At 54.4% G+C, this 14,605-nt stretch carries 9 protein-coding genes and 1 pseudogene; 5 read left to right on the top strand and 5 right to left on the bottom strand.

Annotated features, from left to right (window positions below; genetic code table 11):
• The first annotated feature begins 467 nt into the window (after positions 1-467).
• The gene (locus J0X25_RS37995) at positions 468-1,634 is read left to right on the top strand and encodes a CaiB/BaiF CoA transferase family protein (RefSeq protein WP_226777241.1); all 1,167 of its coding nucleotides are present in this window, start codon (positions 468-470) and stop codon (positions 1,632-1,634) included.
• A gap of 447 nt (positions 1,635-2,081) precedes the next feature.
• On the opposite strand, the gene J0X25_RS37990 is transcribed toward J0X25_RS37995, so the two are convergent.
• Positions 2,082-2,870, bottom strand: a complete 789-nt coding sequence (locus J0X25_RS37990; protein ID WP_226777240.1) for an IclR family transcriptional regulator — start codon at positions 2,868-2,870, stop codon at positions 2,082-2,084.
• A gap of 218 nt (positions 2,871-3,088) precedes the next feature.
• Entirely contained in the window at positions 3,089-4,495 is a 1,407-nt protein-coding gene (locus J0X25_RS37985) for an alpha/beta hydrolase (RefSeq protein WP_226777239.1), read from the bottom strand.
• A 429-nt stretch (positions 4,496-4,924) separates the two neighbouring features.
• Between J0X25_RS37985 and J0X25_RS37980 the strand changes: the two genes are divergently transcribed.
• Together J0X25_RS37980 and J0X25_RS37975 are read left to right on the top strand one after the other, a co-directional pair.
• Positions 4,925-6,118, top strand: coding sequence for a CaiB/BaiF CoA transferase family protein (locus tag J0X25_RS37980; RefSeq protein ID WP_226777237.1), 1,194 nt, complete (start codon positions 4,925-4,927; stop codon positions 6,116-6,118).
• Positions 6,119-6,200: 82 nt separating this feature from the next.
• Positions 6,201-7,379: a CaiB/BaiF CoA transferase family protein gene (locus tag J0X25_RS37975; protein ID WP_226777235.1), complete on the top strand. Its 1,179-nt coding sequence runs from the start codon at positions 6,201-6,203 to the stop codon at positions 7,377-7,379.
• Positions 7,380-7,391: 12 nt separating this feature from the next.
• On the opposite strand, the gene J0X25_RS37970 is transcribed toward J0X25_RS37975, so the two are convergent.
• The gene (locus J0X25_RS37970) at positions 7,392-8,795 is read right to left on the bottom strand and encodes an MATE family efflux transporter (RefSeq protein ID WP_425600939.1); all 1,404 of its coding nucleotides are present in this window, start codon (positions 8,793-8,795) and stop codon (positions 7,392-7,394) included.
• 1,352 nt (positions 8,796-10,147) lie between these two features.
• On the opposite strand from J0X25_RS37970, the gene J0X25_RS37965 reads away from it, so the two are divergent.
• Positions 10,148-11,227 carry a TAXI family TRAP transporter solute-binding subunit gene (locus J0X25_RS37965; RefSeq protein WP_226777234.1) on the top strand — a complete coding sequence of 360 codons (1,080 nt, stop codon included), beginning with the start codon at positions 10,148-10,150 and terminating at the stop codon, positions 11,225-11,227.
• Positions 11,228-11,304: 77 nt separating this feature from the next.
• Positions 11,305-13,251: a TRAP transporter permease gene (locus J0X25_RS37960; RefSeq protein WP_226777232.1), complete on the top strand. Its 1,947-nt coding sequence runs from the start codon at positions 11,305-11,307 to the stop codon at positions 13,249-13,251.
• Positions 13,252-13,356: 105 nt separating this feature from the next.
• Here the strand turns inward: J0X25_RS37960 and J0X25_RS37955 are convergent.
• Positions 13,357-13,947, bottom strand: a pseudogene (locus J0X25_RS37955) (transposase domain-containing protein).
• Positions 13,948-14,177: 230 nt separating this feature from the next.
• Positions 14,178-14,459 (bottom strand): DUF7970 domain-containing protein, encoded by a 282-nt coding sequence (locus J0X25_RS40055; RefSeq protein WP_486606268.1) that lies wholly within the window; start codon positions 14,457-14,459, stop codon positions 14,178-14,180.
• Between the last annotated feature and the right edge of the window lie 146 nt (positions 14,460-14,605).

Genomic DNA, 14,605 nt, shown 5'->3' with positions numbered 1-14,605 from the left:
ATGTCCACGATTAGGTTTATAAGTCCGATCTACAGGCGACAGTTAAGATGATCTGTATCACATCACACTTGATGGGACGGGGATTCACTTGATGAACATCGCTGAGTTGCTACACTAGACAATCGGTACAGAAATGGATCTCCACCGGAACCATACCGCGAGTTTCGGAATCAGTGATACAGAACTAGAAGCGATTGATTCCTCAATGAGGACGCGCGGGCTACACAGATATCCCATCTAAACCGGTGCAACAACTGCTTTCGGCGATCTAATCACTGCATTGCCTCCAGCGGGAGTAACCAATAGATATTTTTCTCTGGTGAAAGTTGGCGTTCGGGATCGGAGTGAAACGAGCGTACGACGGTGAGGAGAGTCAGCTATGAATCGAACGTCACCCGGTCCAATCAATCGAATATTGGGCCTCGTGACCAGAAACGATAACTACATGGGACGGGTTCGAGTTGTGTATGGACGCTCGACCGTTAGCAGATATTACGCTCGTAGATGCCTCACAGGGAGTCGCTGGTCCGACAGCTGGTGTCATCTTTGCAGATCTCGGTGCAGACGTCATCGCTGTAGAACCGCCAGGCGGAAAGACCGCACGACACTATCGCGGTGGAATCCCAATGCCGAACGTCGCCCGAAACAAGCGATCGGTGGTCCTCGACCTGAAGACACCTGAAGGGGTCGCAGCCCTCCACGACCTTGTTGAAGACGCCGATGCATTCATCCACAACAACCGTCCAGAGAAGAACGCTGAACTGGGCTGTGACTACGGTACGCTCGCCGATATCAACCCCCAGCTGGTCTACTGCTCAGTTACCGGCTACGGCGAGGCTGGGCTCTACAGCGACCGACCTGCGGTGGATCCGCTCGCCCAGGCGATCTCTGGTATGATGTGGTCGACCGGTGAGCCTGACCGGACCCCATCCCGGATTAGCGTCTCCGTCGCCGACTACGCGACCGGTATCTACGCGGCGTTCGCGATGCTCACGGCCATCCGCCACGCACGACGAACCGGCCAAGGGCAAAAAGTCGAGACCTCGTTGTTCGACACCGCCGCGGGCTTCATGGGCCACTGGTACACGCTCTACGATAAGACGGGCGAGCAACCACACCGCCAGGGCGATTCGTGGGACACCTACGCCCCTGCCGGCATCTTTGAGACCGCAACAGGGCCAATCTACCTCGCCACGCCGTTCCAGTTCCTCTGGGAGCGGGTTCCCGAGGCGATCGACCGACCAGACTTGCTCGAAGATCCTCGATTTGCCTCGAATGAGAAGCGCCTTGAGCACCGCGACGTTCTCACCGAGGAACTCGAGTCGGCATTCGTCGAGTACGACCGCGAAGAACTGCTGGAGCGACTGCTGGCGGCGGACGTCCCCGCATCGGAACTCAAGACGGTAGCCGAGGCCACCCATGACGAACATCTTCACGAGCGCGGAACGCTCAAGCGGATCGAGGATGTCGACGGCAAGGAGGTGATCGCCACAATCAGTCCAGTGCGGTATAGCAAGACTCCGGTCGAAGTCGAGCATGGGCCGCCCCAGGTCGGCGAACACACCCATGAGGTGCTCTCGGAGCACGGGCTTTCCGAGGAGGAAATCGACCGGTTGCTCGAGTCCGATGACTGAGACCGAATGCGGGAGATCGAGAAGAAAATCCGGAGAGTGAGAATTGACCCGAGACTCTTCGATTATAACCGGCCACGGTTATGGTGATGAGTAGGTTCGTACTCCAGAGAACGACGGCTGGATGAGCATTTCTCCAGCAGGCTTATTCCGCGTTTACCGTTTCGCTATTTGGCAAATTTCCTTCCTCGTGTCACTGATCGGTCAGTACTCTCAGCAAGTCGAAACGAACCACCGTTTCAGATAGTATCGAAGCAGTCGTGTTCAGCAAACCTTTTCAGCAAGACCTGCTGACAGAATGATACTTGCTCTAAACGACGAGATGGCCGGAGATTGTCTCAAGTTGCCATGCCCATTGAGGTAATGGTAATGAATTAATTCACTGGAATCCATATACGGTATCGTGGTGCTTGCTGGAAACGGGACTAGCCGATAGCGGTGGTTTGCGGTTCACAATTCCGCATCACCAGTCTGAAGATTGATTTCGATCATGTTTGCAGCCTCTACCATTCGTTCCGGATACTCTTGCTCGAACGTGTCGCCCTTGAGTCGGCTCGTTGGCCCAACGAGACTGATCGCCCCCACGACACCGTCATCGGCACCCAGAACGGGCGCACCGATAGTGCGGACTCCGTTCATCTCTTCTTCTCGGCTCAACGCGAAGCCCTGCTCTCGGACGACTTCCAGCTCGCTCCGTAACTCGTCCGGATCCGTGATCGTGTTCGACGTAAACTCGACGAGGTCCTGCTCCTCGAGGATCGTCTCGAGGTGTTCCTCGGGCAAGTGAGCGAGGATCGCTTTTCCGCTGGCGGTGCAGTGGAGATACTTCGTCGCCTCTGCCCGCTTCTCGATGTGGTATGATCGACCGATCGCGTTATCACCGAATCGCTCGTGAATGACGAACAGTTTCCGGTCGTGTTCGAGGTGTAGGCTAGCAATTTCACCGGTTTCGTGGGCGAGTTTATCGGCAACTCCTTTCCCGGCCTGTATCAGACCGCTGTTGTTGCGGATATGTGCGCCGTATAGCAGAAAGTCAGGACCGAGTCGGTAGGTTGTCCCGTCTTGTTGAACCATATTCTGCTGTTTCAGAGTTGTCAGATGATTGTGCACACCGCCGGGAGTAAGCCCGACGCGGTCAGATAGTTCTGTGACCGTCAGACCACCAGACCCCCGGAGTTCATTGAGGATCGTACAGGTGTGTTCGACGGCTTTGATCGTTTTTGGGGGAGTGCTGGTCATTGGAAGAGTAATAGGCCGCATCGACCATATATTTTCGTGTGGTAAAAACCATACGTCAGAAGAGAGAATCGAATATCGTTCGGATAATGGAATTCTGCCCCGCAAACAGGCCACTCTGAACGATATCCAGAAGTAGAGCTCGACGAGAGGGGTTTCACATGGGCCCCCTCGAGAGCTGCAGTGACTTTGCGACCGACTCTCGTTCTCTGTGTGATTAGCTAACGACGCATAATGGAAATCTCAACCTTCTTTCGGTCGCCAACGGCACTTTCTTCGGGTACGCCGCCATTCGGTCTGCCCGGTGGGCCCGCTTTCACGGTGAACGACAATCGGCCCTCATCATCGGCCGTAACGACACCTGGATTAACACTCGATGTCTTCCCGTCGGCAGTGATAGCAAAACGGCCCTGGGGCTCGTAGAACCCTGGTGTAACGAATTCAATCTTGCCTCTCCCAGTGACGGTAAACCTGTCGGCAGTCACGTTCTCAAGGTCGAGAAACTCGGCAGTCTCTCGAGTGAGTGCTGGACGATTGACCTGCCAATCCCACACGTCGAAGCATGGCTCGATGGATCGGTAGTTGAAGCCCGACGGATCGACGGGGTCGCGCTGGAATACATCCAGGAAGTCGTCCTGTAAGCGTTTGATATCCTGGTGTGTCCATTCGTAGCTGTGACCACGGTCGTGGTTAACGTAGAAGTCGTGCTCGACGTTCGCAGCGTCTAGCCGTTCCACGAGTTCGACGCCGAATTCATACGCCCGCGGTTCGATGGGCCCGTCGTTGCCAACGGCGATATGGACTCGGGTATTTTGGAGGTTTTCCGTAATGTACTGCGCGTTGTGGCCCTTCCAACGCGTCTCTTGTTCGCGTGGATCTCCCCAGGCTCCGAGTCTCCCTTCCATTCCTGGCCCCCAATCGCCTGATTCGACTACCTCTTTCGCGTAGTCTAAGAGATAAGGTGTCCCAGAGAGGGCGTACACGCCGGCGTACAGATCCGGGTGGCGAGCCCCCAACGTCAACGAACCCACCCCGCCCATCGAGAACCCAGCCGCGATCCGGCCTTGCCGGGTTGATCGTACCCTGAACTCGTTCTCGATGAAGGGGATGAGTTGCTCGACGTGGTACGTCTCCCACTTCGGCGGTCCAAACGCTCCGTCGTTGTACCAGTCGGAGTGCCAGCCATCCGTCCCATCCGGCATTACGACCACGATATCGGCGTCGAAGTAATTTTGCAGCGGTCCAGGGCCGCTGTCATCTGTTGTCCAATCAGCAGCTGATCCCGGTCCCCCGTGGAACAGGTACAACGTCGGATACGTTTCTTCTGACTCGTGGTATCCGGAGGGTACGAAGACTCTCGTGTTCGTCTGGTCGAGTGGAGGGTCAACTAATGGGTTATCGAACGTGTATTCCACGAGCCGGTCACTGAGCCACTCTTCGTCGACTACATCTAGCGATTGGGCCTCCGGGTCGTCATTTCCGTCCTTGGCGCCGGCCGAGGGAGGTCCGCTGCGTGCGGACACGGACCCCACGAGGCCGAGTCCTGCAACGGTACTCGCAGTTGCCATGAACCGTCGTCGATCGATACGATAGTCTCTACTAACCGCATGTGGGTTTTGTCCACCCATATCACACTCGAGAATGCTCTGTCTATTAATTGTTGTGGGGACTATCAGATTGTGATCTTTTGTGGGTTAGCCGATTGTTAGGTTGGATACTCATATGGGCTGGAACTGATCGCGCTCTCCCAATGGTGGGGTCGGCACGACGATTGATTCTCATATATTTCCGACGCTTGAGTTTCGATAGGCGGTCCTTCGTTGTCTCATCCGGACCTAACGTATCGGCGTCTGATTGCCCCGGTGCTCAGTACACAACCGAGATGACTACCCTGATTGAACCCGCTCCTGAGAGTAGAATACCAAGCCGTTAGCAGTATCATGCTTATAGACGCGTTTCACGGCGTCGAGAGCTGCTCACGATCGTGATGATCTACTGCCACCCGATGTGGTCAACTGATCCAAACTGTTTTGTTGATCTATCAGCTATATCGTGCCATGTCCGAGAACCCTTTAGGGGACATTACAGTTATCGATCTGACACAGGCCGTTGCGGGCCCGTGTGCAACAAGTTTGCTGGCAGATTTCGGCGCGGACGTTGTTTCGATCGAACCACCGGGCGGCGGTTCTGAACGGGAATACGGCGGCGGGTCAACGATGCCGAACTTCGGCCGGAACAAACGGTCTCTCGTGTTGGACCTCAAGACTGCCGAGGGAACCGATGTCCTCCACCGCCTCGTCGAGGATGCCGACGTTCTCGTCCATAACAACCGGCCGGGGAAGATGGCTGACCTCGGTGCCGACTACGAGACTCTCGCTGAGATCAACCCCCAACTAGTCTACTGTTCGATCACTGGCTACGGCGAGGAGGGCCCCTACCGCAACCGACCGGGGTTCGATCCGCTCGCACAGGCAATGTCCGGACTAATGTGGGTGACTGGCGAACCCGATCGGAAGCCTTCGCGTATCGGTGCGTCGACGATCGACATCGGAACCGGAATTTATGCTGCCTTCGCTATCTGGCCCGCACTCCGACATGTGCGTCAGACTGGAGAAGGCCAGAAAATCGAAGCCTCGCTGTTCGATACTGCGGCCGTATTCATGGGTCACTGGTACACCCAGTACGACAAAACCGGCGAGCAACCCCAGCGTCAGGGGCACTCTTGGGAATTATACGCCCCTTCTGGCATCTTCGAGACTGGAACCGACCCGATCTACCTATCAACGCCTTTCCAACACCTCTGGGAGCGCGTTTGTCACGCCGTTGACCGCCCAGACTGGATCGACGATCCACGATTCGAGACGACCGAAGATCGGTTAAAAAACCGAAGCGAACTAATCGCTGCACTCGAGTCGGAGTTTCACGACTACACTCGCGACGAACTAATCGACACGCTTCTCGAGGAGGGGGTGCCGGCAGCAGAACTCCAGACAGTGGCCGAAGCCGCCAGAGACGAACACCTACAGCAACGTGGGACGCTCACGCAAATCGAGGACGTCGACGGGGAGGAGGTGACCGCCACCGCTACGCCCGTCGTCCTCTCGGAGACGCCGGGTACCATCGAGCGGGGCCCGCCAGCACTCGGCGAGGATTCGGCAGACATTCTGCTCGAGTACGGCTTTGACGACGAGACAATCGACACGCTCCTCGAGCAGGAGGTCATCCGTGATGGGAAACGCGGGGGCGAGTAGGGATAGCTGACGGCTCGCGAGAAATTAAATCACTGACGGAACACACCCAAACAATTTTGACAGCTAGGATGAAAGCGACGGTATGGGTCAGACACCACTGACAGCGACGACTGTACTTGACCTCTCGCAGGGGATCGCCGGCCCGATGGCAGCGACACTGCTCGCCGATTTTGGCGCCGATGTTGTCTCCGTAGAACCGCCGGGCGGTGCGACCGAACGGAAACTCTCTGGCGGCGCGGCATTTCCGAACGTCAGTCGAAACAAGCGCTCGATCGTGTTAGATCTCAAGAGCGAGGAGGGGACTGAGGTCCTCCACCGCCTCGTCGAGGATGCTGACGTCCTCATCCACAATAACCGGCCAGGGAAGATGGCTGACCTCGGTGCCGACTACGAGACTCTCGCTGAGATCAACCCTCAACTAGTCTACTGTTCGGTCACCGGCTACGGAGAGGAGGGCCCCTACCGCGACCGACCAGGAATCGATCCACTGGCGCAAGCTGCCTCGGGGATGATGTGGACGACAGGGGAACCCGACCGGAAGCCCTCACGTATCGGCCCCCCGACGATTGATTCCGGGACCGGTACCTACGCCGCCTTTGCCATCGTCATGGCGCTGTGGCACGCGAACCAGACCGGTCAGGGCCAGAAAGTCGAAGCGACCCTCTTCGACACCGCAGCTACGTACATGAGCGACTGGTACACCCAGTACAGCATGCACGGTGACGTCCCAAGTCGGCGTGGTCACTCTTGGGAGCAGTACGCGCCCTCAGGCGTGTTCGAGACAGCCACCGACCCGATCTACTTGGCCACGCCGGCTCAGCCGCTGTGGGAGCGGTTCGCGAACGCCATCGACCGACCCGACTGGATCGACGACTCGCGATTTGAGACAAACGAGAAGCGACTCGAGAATCGCGAGGTCCTCTTCGAAGCGATCGAGGAAGAGTTCGCCTCCCAAGACCGCGCGACGCTGCTGGAGCAGTTACTTGAGGCGGGTGTGCCGGCCGCAGAGCTCCAGACGGTGGCCCAGGCCGCAATGGACGAGCACCTCCACGAGCGAGGCACCCTTCGTCTGATCGAGGACGGCGACGGCGACGAAGTGATCGCCGCGACAACGCCCGTCAAGCTCTCGGAGACGCCGGGAGAGGTGATGTCGGTCTCGCCAGACCTAGGCGAACACACCCGCGAGGTGTTGGCGGAGTTCGCGTACAACGACGAGGAGATCGACCGCTTGCTCGACGACGGAATTGTACAGGGAGAGTAAGATCGATCCCAGTTACTCCTCCTCGCACACCGTCTCACCCGAGATGCTGCCGCGTTCGACCATGAACGATCGCGCGCGGCCAACCCACTGTCGCCGGTAGAACACGATGCCGACGAGACACGTCCGACAGATGTAATCCGCCACGATTGCCGCGTAAACAGCGGTGACACCGTATCCGAGTCTGATGCCGCCAATGTATGAGATGCCGAGTAAAAAGACGCTGGTCCCGGTCAGCCGTGAGAGAAACGGCGTCACGGTATCGCTGCCGCCTCGCAGCGACCCGGCCATGACGACCGCGGCCGCGATGAGGAAGGCCGTGATGGCGTATATTCGAGTAAACTGGACGGCGTAGTCGAACGTGCCGGTGTCGGTCGAGAACACCCCCACGAACCCCTCGGCACCGAAGTAGAGTCCGATTCCGACGAGGCCAATAGTTCCGACGGCCAAAAGCGTCGTCGTCAGACCATCGGCATAAGCTTGGACGGGGTCGTCACGGCCGAGAGCCTGGCCGACGAGAACGTTCGCAGCGACGCTGTACCCCCGTGACAGTGGGGCAGCAACCTGCTGGTACAGTCGTTGGCCTATGTGGTAGGCCGCGTTCACCTCTGTACCGAAGACGAGTAGGATCGCATTGAACGGGAACTGGGCGGCAATCTCCGAACAACCCTCCGCGATACGCGGGCAGGCGAGCACAAGGAGTTGTTTTGTCAAGACCATCTGGGTGGGTGCCACAAACGTGAACGGACTCTGCGGGCGATAGATGATGCCGAGAAAGAGCGTCGCGGCGACGATATCGGACACCGCGCTTGCGACGGCGACGCCGACGATCGACAATTCGGGTGCTGGGCCGACGCCGAACGCCAGTGTCATCGATCCGATGATGTTGAGGACGTTCGCGAACGCGTTGACGAGCATTGCCGTATACGTATCCCCCGTTCCTTGTATCGCGCGCGCACCGATCAGCGTCACGATCGACGCGGGTGCAGCGGCCATGATAATCGTGAGGTACGCCGCGCCAATCCGGACCACGTCAGCCTCGGAACCCATCACAGCGATTGCCTCTGCGCTGAACGCGAGGCCGAATAATGAGAGCGGCAGCCCGAAGACGGTGCCGAGGAGCAGCGCCTGGGTGATCGCTTCGTCACGGTTGGTCGTCGCGTCGCTGCCTGTGTCCTGACTCGAGAGGACGATTGCACTATCGCCGATTCCGAGTCCGATCTGAAGCGAAATCCGCGCGTATAGGTCGGCAAGACCGACCGCGGAGATGGCTGCGGGAGAAAAGAATCCGGCGATGACGATATCTGTCGTCCGCATCAACGTCCTGAGAACCTGCTCGGCCATCACCGGAGATGCAAGAGCGAAGACGCGTCGCCACTGCTGTCCGAGCATTCGAAGCCAAGTCTCTCTTTCCGTCACTACAGTGTGCTCACGAGGAGTCCAGTTGATTATTTTGGTTTTGGTATCACTGTTGTCGCCGACTTTCGGTACGTCGTTTGGGGCATTTACCATCGCTCGTACCCTCACTGTCACCACGCTGTGCGGAGAGGGGCCAGAAGCTGAGGAGACCGGTGACTTTCTCGGTACCGACTCGACATCCGCATCGGCTCTCAATAGAGTCTGGTAATCCCATCGACCAGATATCCCTGAATAGTATTCACCATGGGTAAAACGCTCATGGAGAGCTAGCGAGCGGATTCGAAGTCATTTACACACATACATCTGTAATACAGTTACGCTTCATCTGGTATAGAGTTTGCATTGCTGTATGATAACGATGTTAAGGTGTCGGAATTCACCCAATTGGGACTCAGTAACGTACCATCGTATTGATTTACCCCTCGTAAAAATCGACTAGGATATGTTGGACTCCGTTACATTTCTTGGAAAGAGGATCACTGTCTTGAGCATCAAGCTTTGTGCCGATTTGAACGTTCGAATCCAAATCGTGGAGATTCACCGGCCTACTGGTCTGACGAGGGGGTCCTCGAGTTACGGGAGTCAAGTACCCCTCGGGGATTCACCACTAGAAAACCCATACGTGACAGGTATTACTCGACAACGAAGAGGATAACCTCACGAGCCAGTTCCTCATCGAGATCCCTGTGCATCTCCGGGGTTGTGGATTTTCTGTAAGTACTGGACGCTGGCAAACGGCTAGATGGTTGGTGAGCAGTCAAGGACGACTGTCACTATGGAAATGTATGAAGTGCGGGCCTACGAACTGCAGGGAAATGGTGAATGAAGAAGATGTTGAAGTTCCACCTCACGGTACCCGCGCACTGATTTTGTACGCGCGCGTTTGCGTGCGTATCAGGGGATCACCGCTTGCTACATTTGACCGAGAGCATCGCGCAGACTCTGTTGGGCAGTCTGCTGTCCAGTTGTGACGTCTCGTTCGAGGTCACCGGTAAGAATCTCGAGGCTGACCAGCCGTATCGGGCAGCAGCGTTCACTGTCACGCTGGTCTACGGTGTCGGAACGACCGTGTAAGTAGTCTCCAGCTTCCAAAAACTCCAAAAAGTGCGCGTTAGATCTATCAAGACGACCGATCATGTCTTCGAGCCGCGTTCATCGCGACCATCTTCTACCTAATGGTGTCAGTTTCTAAACCTGAAATCAATCGATAGTCACTAGGAATCAGCGAACGCTGCGAGGAAACCTCTAGAGGGCCAGGTTTGATACTGAGGCTATCGGAGATCTCGTTCAGAACGCTATCGTTGTTACCTATGTAACAGCAAATGTCTGGCTGAATACCGTCATTAGACACCATGTTCAACCGATCACAATATTTATTGTGGTACATCATCACAGTAGCAGTAGAGCATACAATGAACCGCGATAACTATTCACTAGTGAGTCGTCGTAACGCTCTTCGAACAGTAGGTGCAGCTGGTATCGCTTCCATCGCTGGTTGCAGTTCTGGCGGCGGGGGATCCGAGAACTGGGTGATGGGGACAAGTGAACAGGGTTCTTCAACGTTCTCGATAGGGCAGGCCCTCCAGAGCGTTATTCGAGAGCACAGCGACCAAGTCAATCTCTCCGCCCAATCCTCGGGCGGACAGGTAGCCAATGCCCGATCGCTTGGGAATGAATACGATCTGGCCATTATTTCGAATAACCTTCATTATGATGCCCTCCAGGAGACGGGCCCCTTTGCGGAACAACCCCCAAGTAATCCACTTTGGACCGGTTTCTCCGTTACTGGTGCAGAGTGTTTCATGCTGACCACTGCTGACAGTGACATCGAAACGTACGATGACCTCACGGGCCGAACAATCACAACCTTCGGAACTGGTTCCGCGCTCTATCAATTGACGATGACCGTGTTCGAAGAGCTCGGTATTCAAGGCGACTACGAGCATCGTGAGATTCCACTAAATGAATTTGGATCCGCGCTGGAAAACGGCCGTATTGAGGCCTGTGGTGGTTATACCACACTCCGCGGTACTTCCGCATCCGGTGGTATGCAAGAACTGATGAATCGAGTTGACCTGAAAGCTGTCAAGATGACTGACGAACAACGGGAACAGGTCTCTGGCCTCACGTCTCCACCGATCGAAACAATTCAACCAGAACCGTTCGGAAATGTAGACGAAGTTACTGCTTGGACCGACACTGCAAATATTATTTATGGCAACCACCTTTCCGAGGATCTTGTCGAACATGTGACGGAGACTTGGATTGAGAACTGGGATCAAGTCAAAGAAACTTACAGTGGTGTTCTAGATGCAACCGACGAAGCCCTCGTAAGTGGTTTCCTCCCCAACTTTACTATCCATCCTGGTGCAGCGGCATACCTCGAAAGCCGAGGTATTTCTCTTGACGAATGGTCAATTGGATCCCAGTGACTGTTCAATTACATATCGTATACATCCCAAATTAGTAAATAAGATGATACCGCCTGAGGTTAAACCGTAATAACATAATGAGTTCCTCAAAACAGTCAGCAAAATTTGCATCCCTGCAATCGATACCTCGGATTGCTGCAATTCAGTATATAATTGCCATTGCCTTCTGGGCATTCGTATCTTGGCAAACAATTGAACAGGGACTTGCAAGGCCCCTATTCGGTGTTATCGTGCTTGGGGGCGCAATTACGGCTTATACTATCGAAAATACCCACGAAGCTAGACAGAAAGAACAGACTGGTCGGACTGTAGCTCTGGTTATCTCACTAGTAGCTAATATAATTACCACTGTGTATGTGATTACGAATTTCCAAGAGCTCCAGACAGTCCGTGTAGGATACGGTACTCAGGTCGATTATGTCATTGCAGCTGTGTTTATCGCTACCATTCTCTACCTAACCTACGACGCATACGGTACAGCGTTTGTAGGAATGATTATTGCAGTCATTCTCTACAGTCAGTTTGGGTATCTCTTCCCATCTTGGCTCTACCACGGTGGCCTAAGCATCGAACGTGGCCTTCAGGTGGGAATGCTGGACTTTCAAGGAATCTATGGGTCCCTCACTCAAATCATGGGAACGATGGTTGCACCATTCCTTTTACTAGCCGGCTTACTCCGTAGTTTCGGCGGTTTCGGGCTGATTGTCCGCGGCGCATTCTGGCTTTCAAGTCGGGTGAAAACCGGCGTCGGCCAGATGGCCGTCGTCAGCAGTCTGTTAATTGGATCGATCAATGGCAGCGCCTTGGCGAACACAACAATCACCGGATCCTTCACGATCCCGGTTCTGAAGAGTACGGGCATCAAGAAAGAACAGGCTGCTGCAATAGAAGCTGTCGCATCCTCGGGTGGACAGATTATGCCTCCAGTGATGGGTGTCGCTGCCTTCCTTATGGCTGACATCCTCGCCCGGCCCCTTCTGGATATTTTTGTGGCCGCTGCTGTCCCAGCATTGATCTTCTACCTCACAATCTCCATATCTGTCTACCAGATCAACAAACAAGAAACAGACACCCAGTTACTCTCGCGATCCCGCGTTATTGAAGAGATTCCCGAGATGCGGGATTGGCTGGAGACAGAGCATCCCCGCCAGGACGCATTTGGTTATCGCCTTCTTGAGGTTCTACAATTCCTCATCCCAATTGGGGTTCTCTTCTATCAATTAGGCGTCGCTCGAACGACTGTGATGCGTGCAGGGATGTTCGCTGCAGGTACAATGGTTCTCACTGGGTTTGTATTCCTGATTGTAAGCAATCTCCTTGACCCGACAACGGAACTCAATGCAGTTCCGCAATCAGCACTTTCACAGTTCGGAACCGGGATCCGAGATGGCATGGAGTCGCTCGCCCCACTTACAGTCGTCGTTGCGGCGATTGGACTGATGGTCGATACGTTGTTCACCACCGGATTGCCTGCTACTCTTGCGTTTGCTCTCATTGACATATCTGGCGGTGTATTACCTATTTTGCTAGTCATGACGATGGTCCTCTGTATCATCCTTGGGATGGGTATGCCAACAAGTGCATCATATCTCGTCGTTGCACTACTCATCGCGCCTAACCTGATTGAGTTCGGTATCCCAGAACTACCAGCACACTTCTTCGTGCTCTACTTTGCGATTTTGGCTGCCATCACTCCACCAATTGCCCCAGGAATTGTTATTGCCAGTGGAATTGCTGATGCTGACTTTTGGAAAAGTTGTGCCGAAGCGATGAAAATAGCAATTCCTGTATTTATCCTTCCCTTCGCATTCATTTATAACCCTCAACTGGTTTCACCAAATGTCACACTGAACACCATCGTAACGGCGGTAGCAGTGGTCATCGGTACGGCTATACTCTCTATTGGTCTCAACTCGAAGGGATTCAGCTCTCGGTTGTCATCAAAAGCAACGCCAGTAGTCGGCAATCTCGCTCAGATAGGGGTGATTCTCGTCGGGATCGTGATTATGGTAGTTCCAAAATAATTGGGATGAGCGCTGTGGATTCTGTGAATTCTCCGGTCTCTCCGGATTCTTCGATGAGAGTAGTGTTTATTTTGTAGCATTGTGCTAGACGCCGAAGGCTTGGAGTCACGATTCACCTGTTGACGGATCTGCGTGGCTAAAACAGTTTGAGAGCGAAGAGGTATGTCGTTTTATCTCGTAAAAGATACGTTCACCAGCGTTCTAATTCCCATGTTCTCGTATCGAAACCGTAGTCCAGGTCGACGGAGTGTCATCTGGAGATATTTTGTGCCATCGACGAGAAAGACGGCATCGTCGAGGTCATGCTTCTCAGTGAATTCCTCTAGAAACCGTTGTCAACGTGGTTGTAATCGTCAAAAATAGCCTTATGTGGAAGATTATATTCGTTTCTAGATCGACCGCAGTGTACAGTCAATACCGATGTTGGTCGAGTTGAATCACTGTTCCAGGCGCGACGTGATTCGGCTTCTTGCCATCTGCCGGCCGTAGATTCCACTTGTGGATCCAATCATGGACTGCCTTGCAACTGCGTTCGACAACAAACTTCTCTAACTCTCGAACAGTGTCCGAAAGTGAGAGATCAGCAAGATAGAGTCGAATACCGGGCTCCATTAGCTGACGCAGTGTCCGCTCTCGCTCCACAAAACTCAAATCGATCGAGTCGATACACCGACTGAAGCGGTGGGTTTTTAGCATAGAGCACCAAAAATCACACCGCCTCACTTTTCACGCTTAACGAAACAGCGCCATTGAATGGGTACTGTTGGGTATATCATAATACGGTTTCTGACGTTGATACTGCGATATCTGTTTCTAAACCCATAGCTCAGAGAGGTGTAAAAACACCTATGTCGTCCTTCTAAGTTCCAATTTATGAGTTGTGATCAAATCGTGGGTGAAAACGCTGAGTTTCGGCCGCAATGGACTCACTCGTTTCCAGACTGGCGTCGTTCCTCGAGTACAAGTTTGGTAATTCGTTCCAGTTGTTCGGTAGTGAGACGAAGGACAGCATCGTGAATTTCACGGGTCTCCTCGTCGATGACCGACGCCTCGGCGAGTTTCGGACCGATCGTCGTCCGAATCTGGTTCTCGAATGCCCGTACTGTCTCGGTCCGAGCATAGAACGGTTTCTGTTTGACTTCACTGTACTCGGATGCTGGTCCCTTTTCTCCAGGCGATGGCGACTCAGCACCGGAAGATGACGACAACTCAACACCGAGTTCGTCAGGAGAATTCTGATCGACTATAGGTTCCTAGGTCGATTCCGTGCTTGGATTTGAGGAGGGAGACTCTGCCGTCAGCGATTCGTCGACAGGTTGTTCCGAATATCTAAAAGGGGTCGAGTTAGCACCGC

Origin of the sequence: Haloterrigena alkaliphila (assembly GCF_017352155.2) — an archaeon.
In the GTDB taxonomy this organism is placed as follows: Archaea; Halobacteriota; Halobacteria; order Halobacteriales; family Natrialbaceae; genus Haloterrigena; species Haloterrigena alkaliphila.
The sequence above is the reverse complement of the archived record's forward strand: the minus strand, read 5'-3'. Positions and strand labels throughout refer to the sequence as shown.

What these genes read in the sequence shown, in the direction of transcription:
- J0X25_RS37980 (WP_226777237.1), top strand. Translation starts at nt 4,925, where the DNA reads ATGTCCGAGAACCCTTTAGGGGACATTACAGTTATCGATCTGACACAG.
- J0X25_RS37990 (WP_226777240.1), bottom strand. Translation starts at nt 2,870, where the DNA reads ATGACCAGCACTCCCCCAAAAACGATCAAAGCCGTCGAACACACCTGT.
- J0X25_RS37975 (WP_226777235.1), top strand. Translation starts at nt 6,201, where the DNA reads ATGGGTCAGACACCACTGACAGCGACGACTGTACTTGACCTCTCGCAG.
- J0X25_RS37995 (WP_226777241.1), top strand. Translation starts at nt 468, where the DNA reads ATGGACGCTCGACCGTTAGCAGATATTACGCTCGTAGATGCCTCACAG.
- J0X25_RS37960 (WP_226777232.1), top strand. Translation starts at nt 11,305, where the DNA reads ATGAGTTCCTCAAAACAGTCAGCAAAATTTGCATCCCTGCAATCGATA.
- J0X25_RS37965 (WP_226777234.1), top strand. Translation starts at nt 10,148, where the DNA reads ATGTTCAACCGATCACAATATTTATTGTGGTACATCATCACAGTAGCA.
- J0X25_RS37985 (WP_226777239.1), bottom strand. Translation starts at nt 4,495, where the DNA reads ATGGGTGGACAAAACCCACATGCGGTTAGTAGAGACTATCGTATCGAT.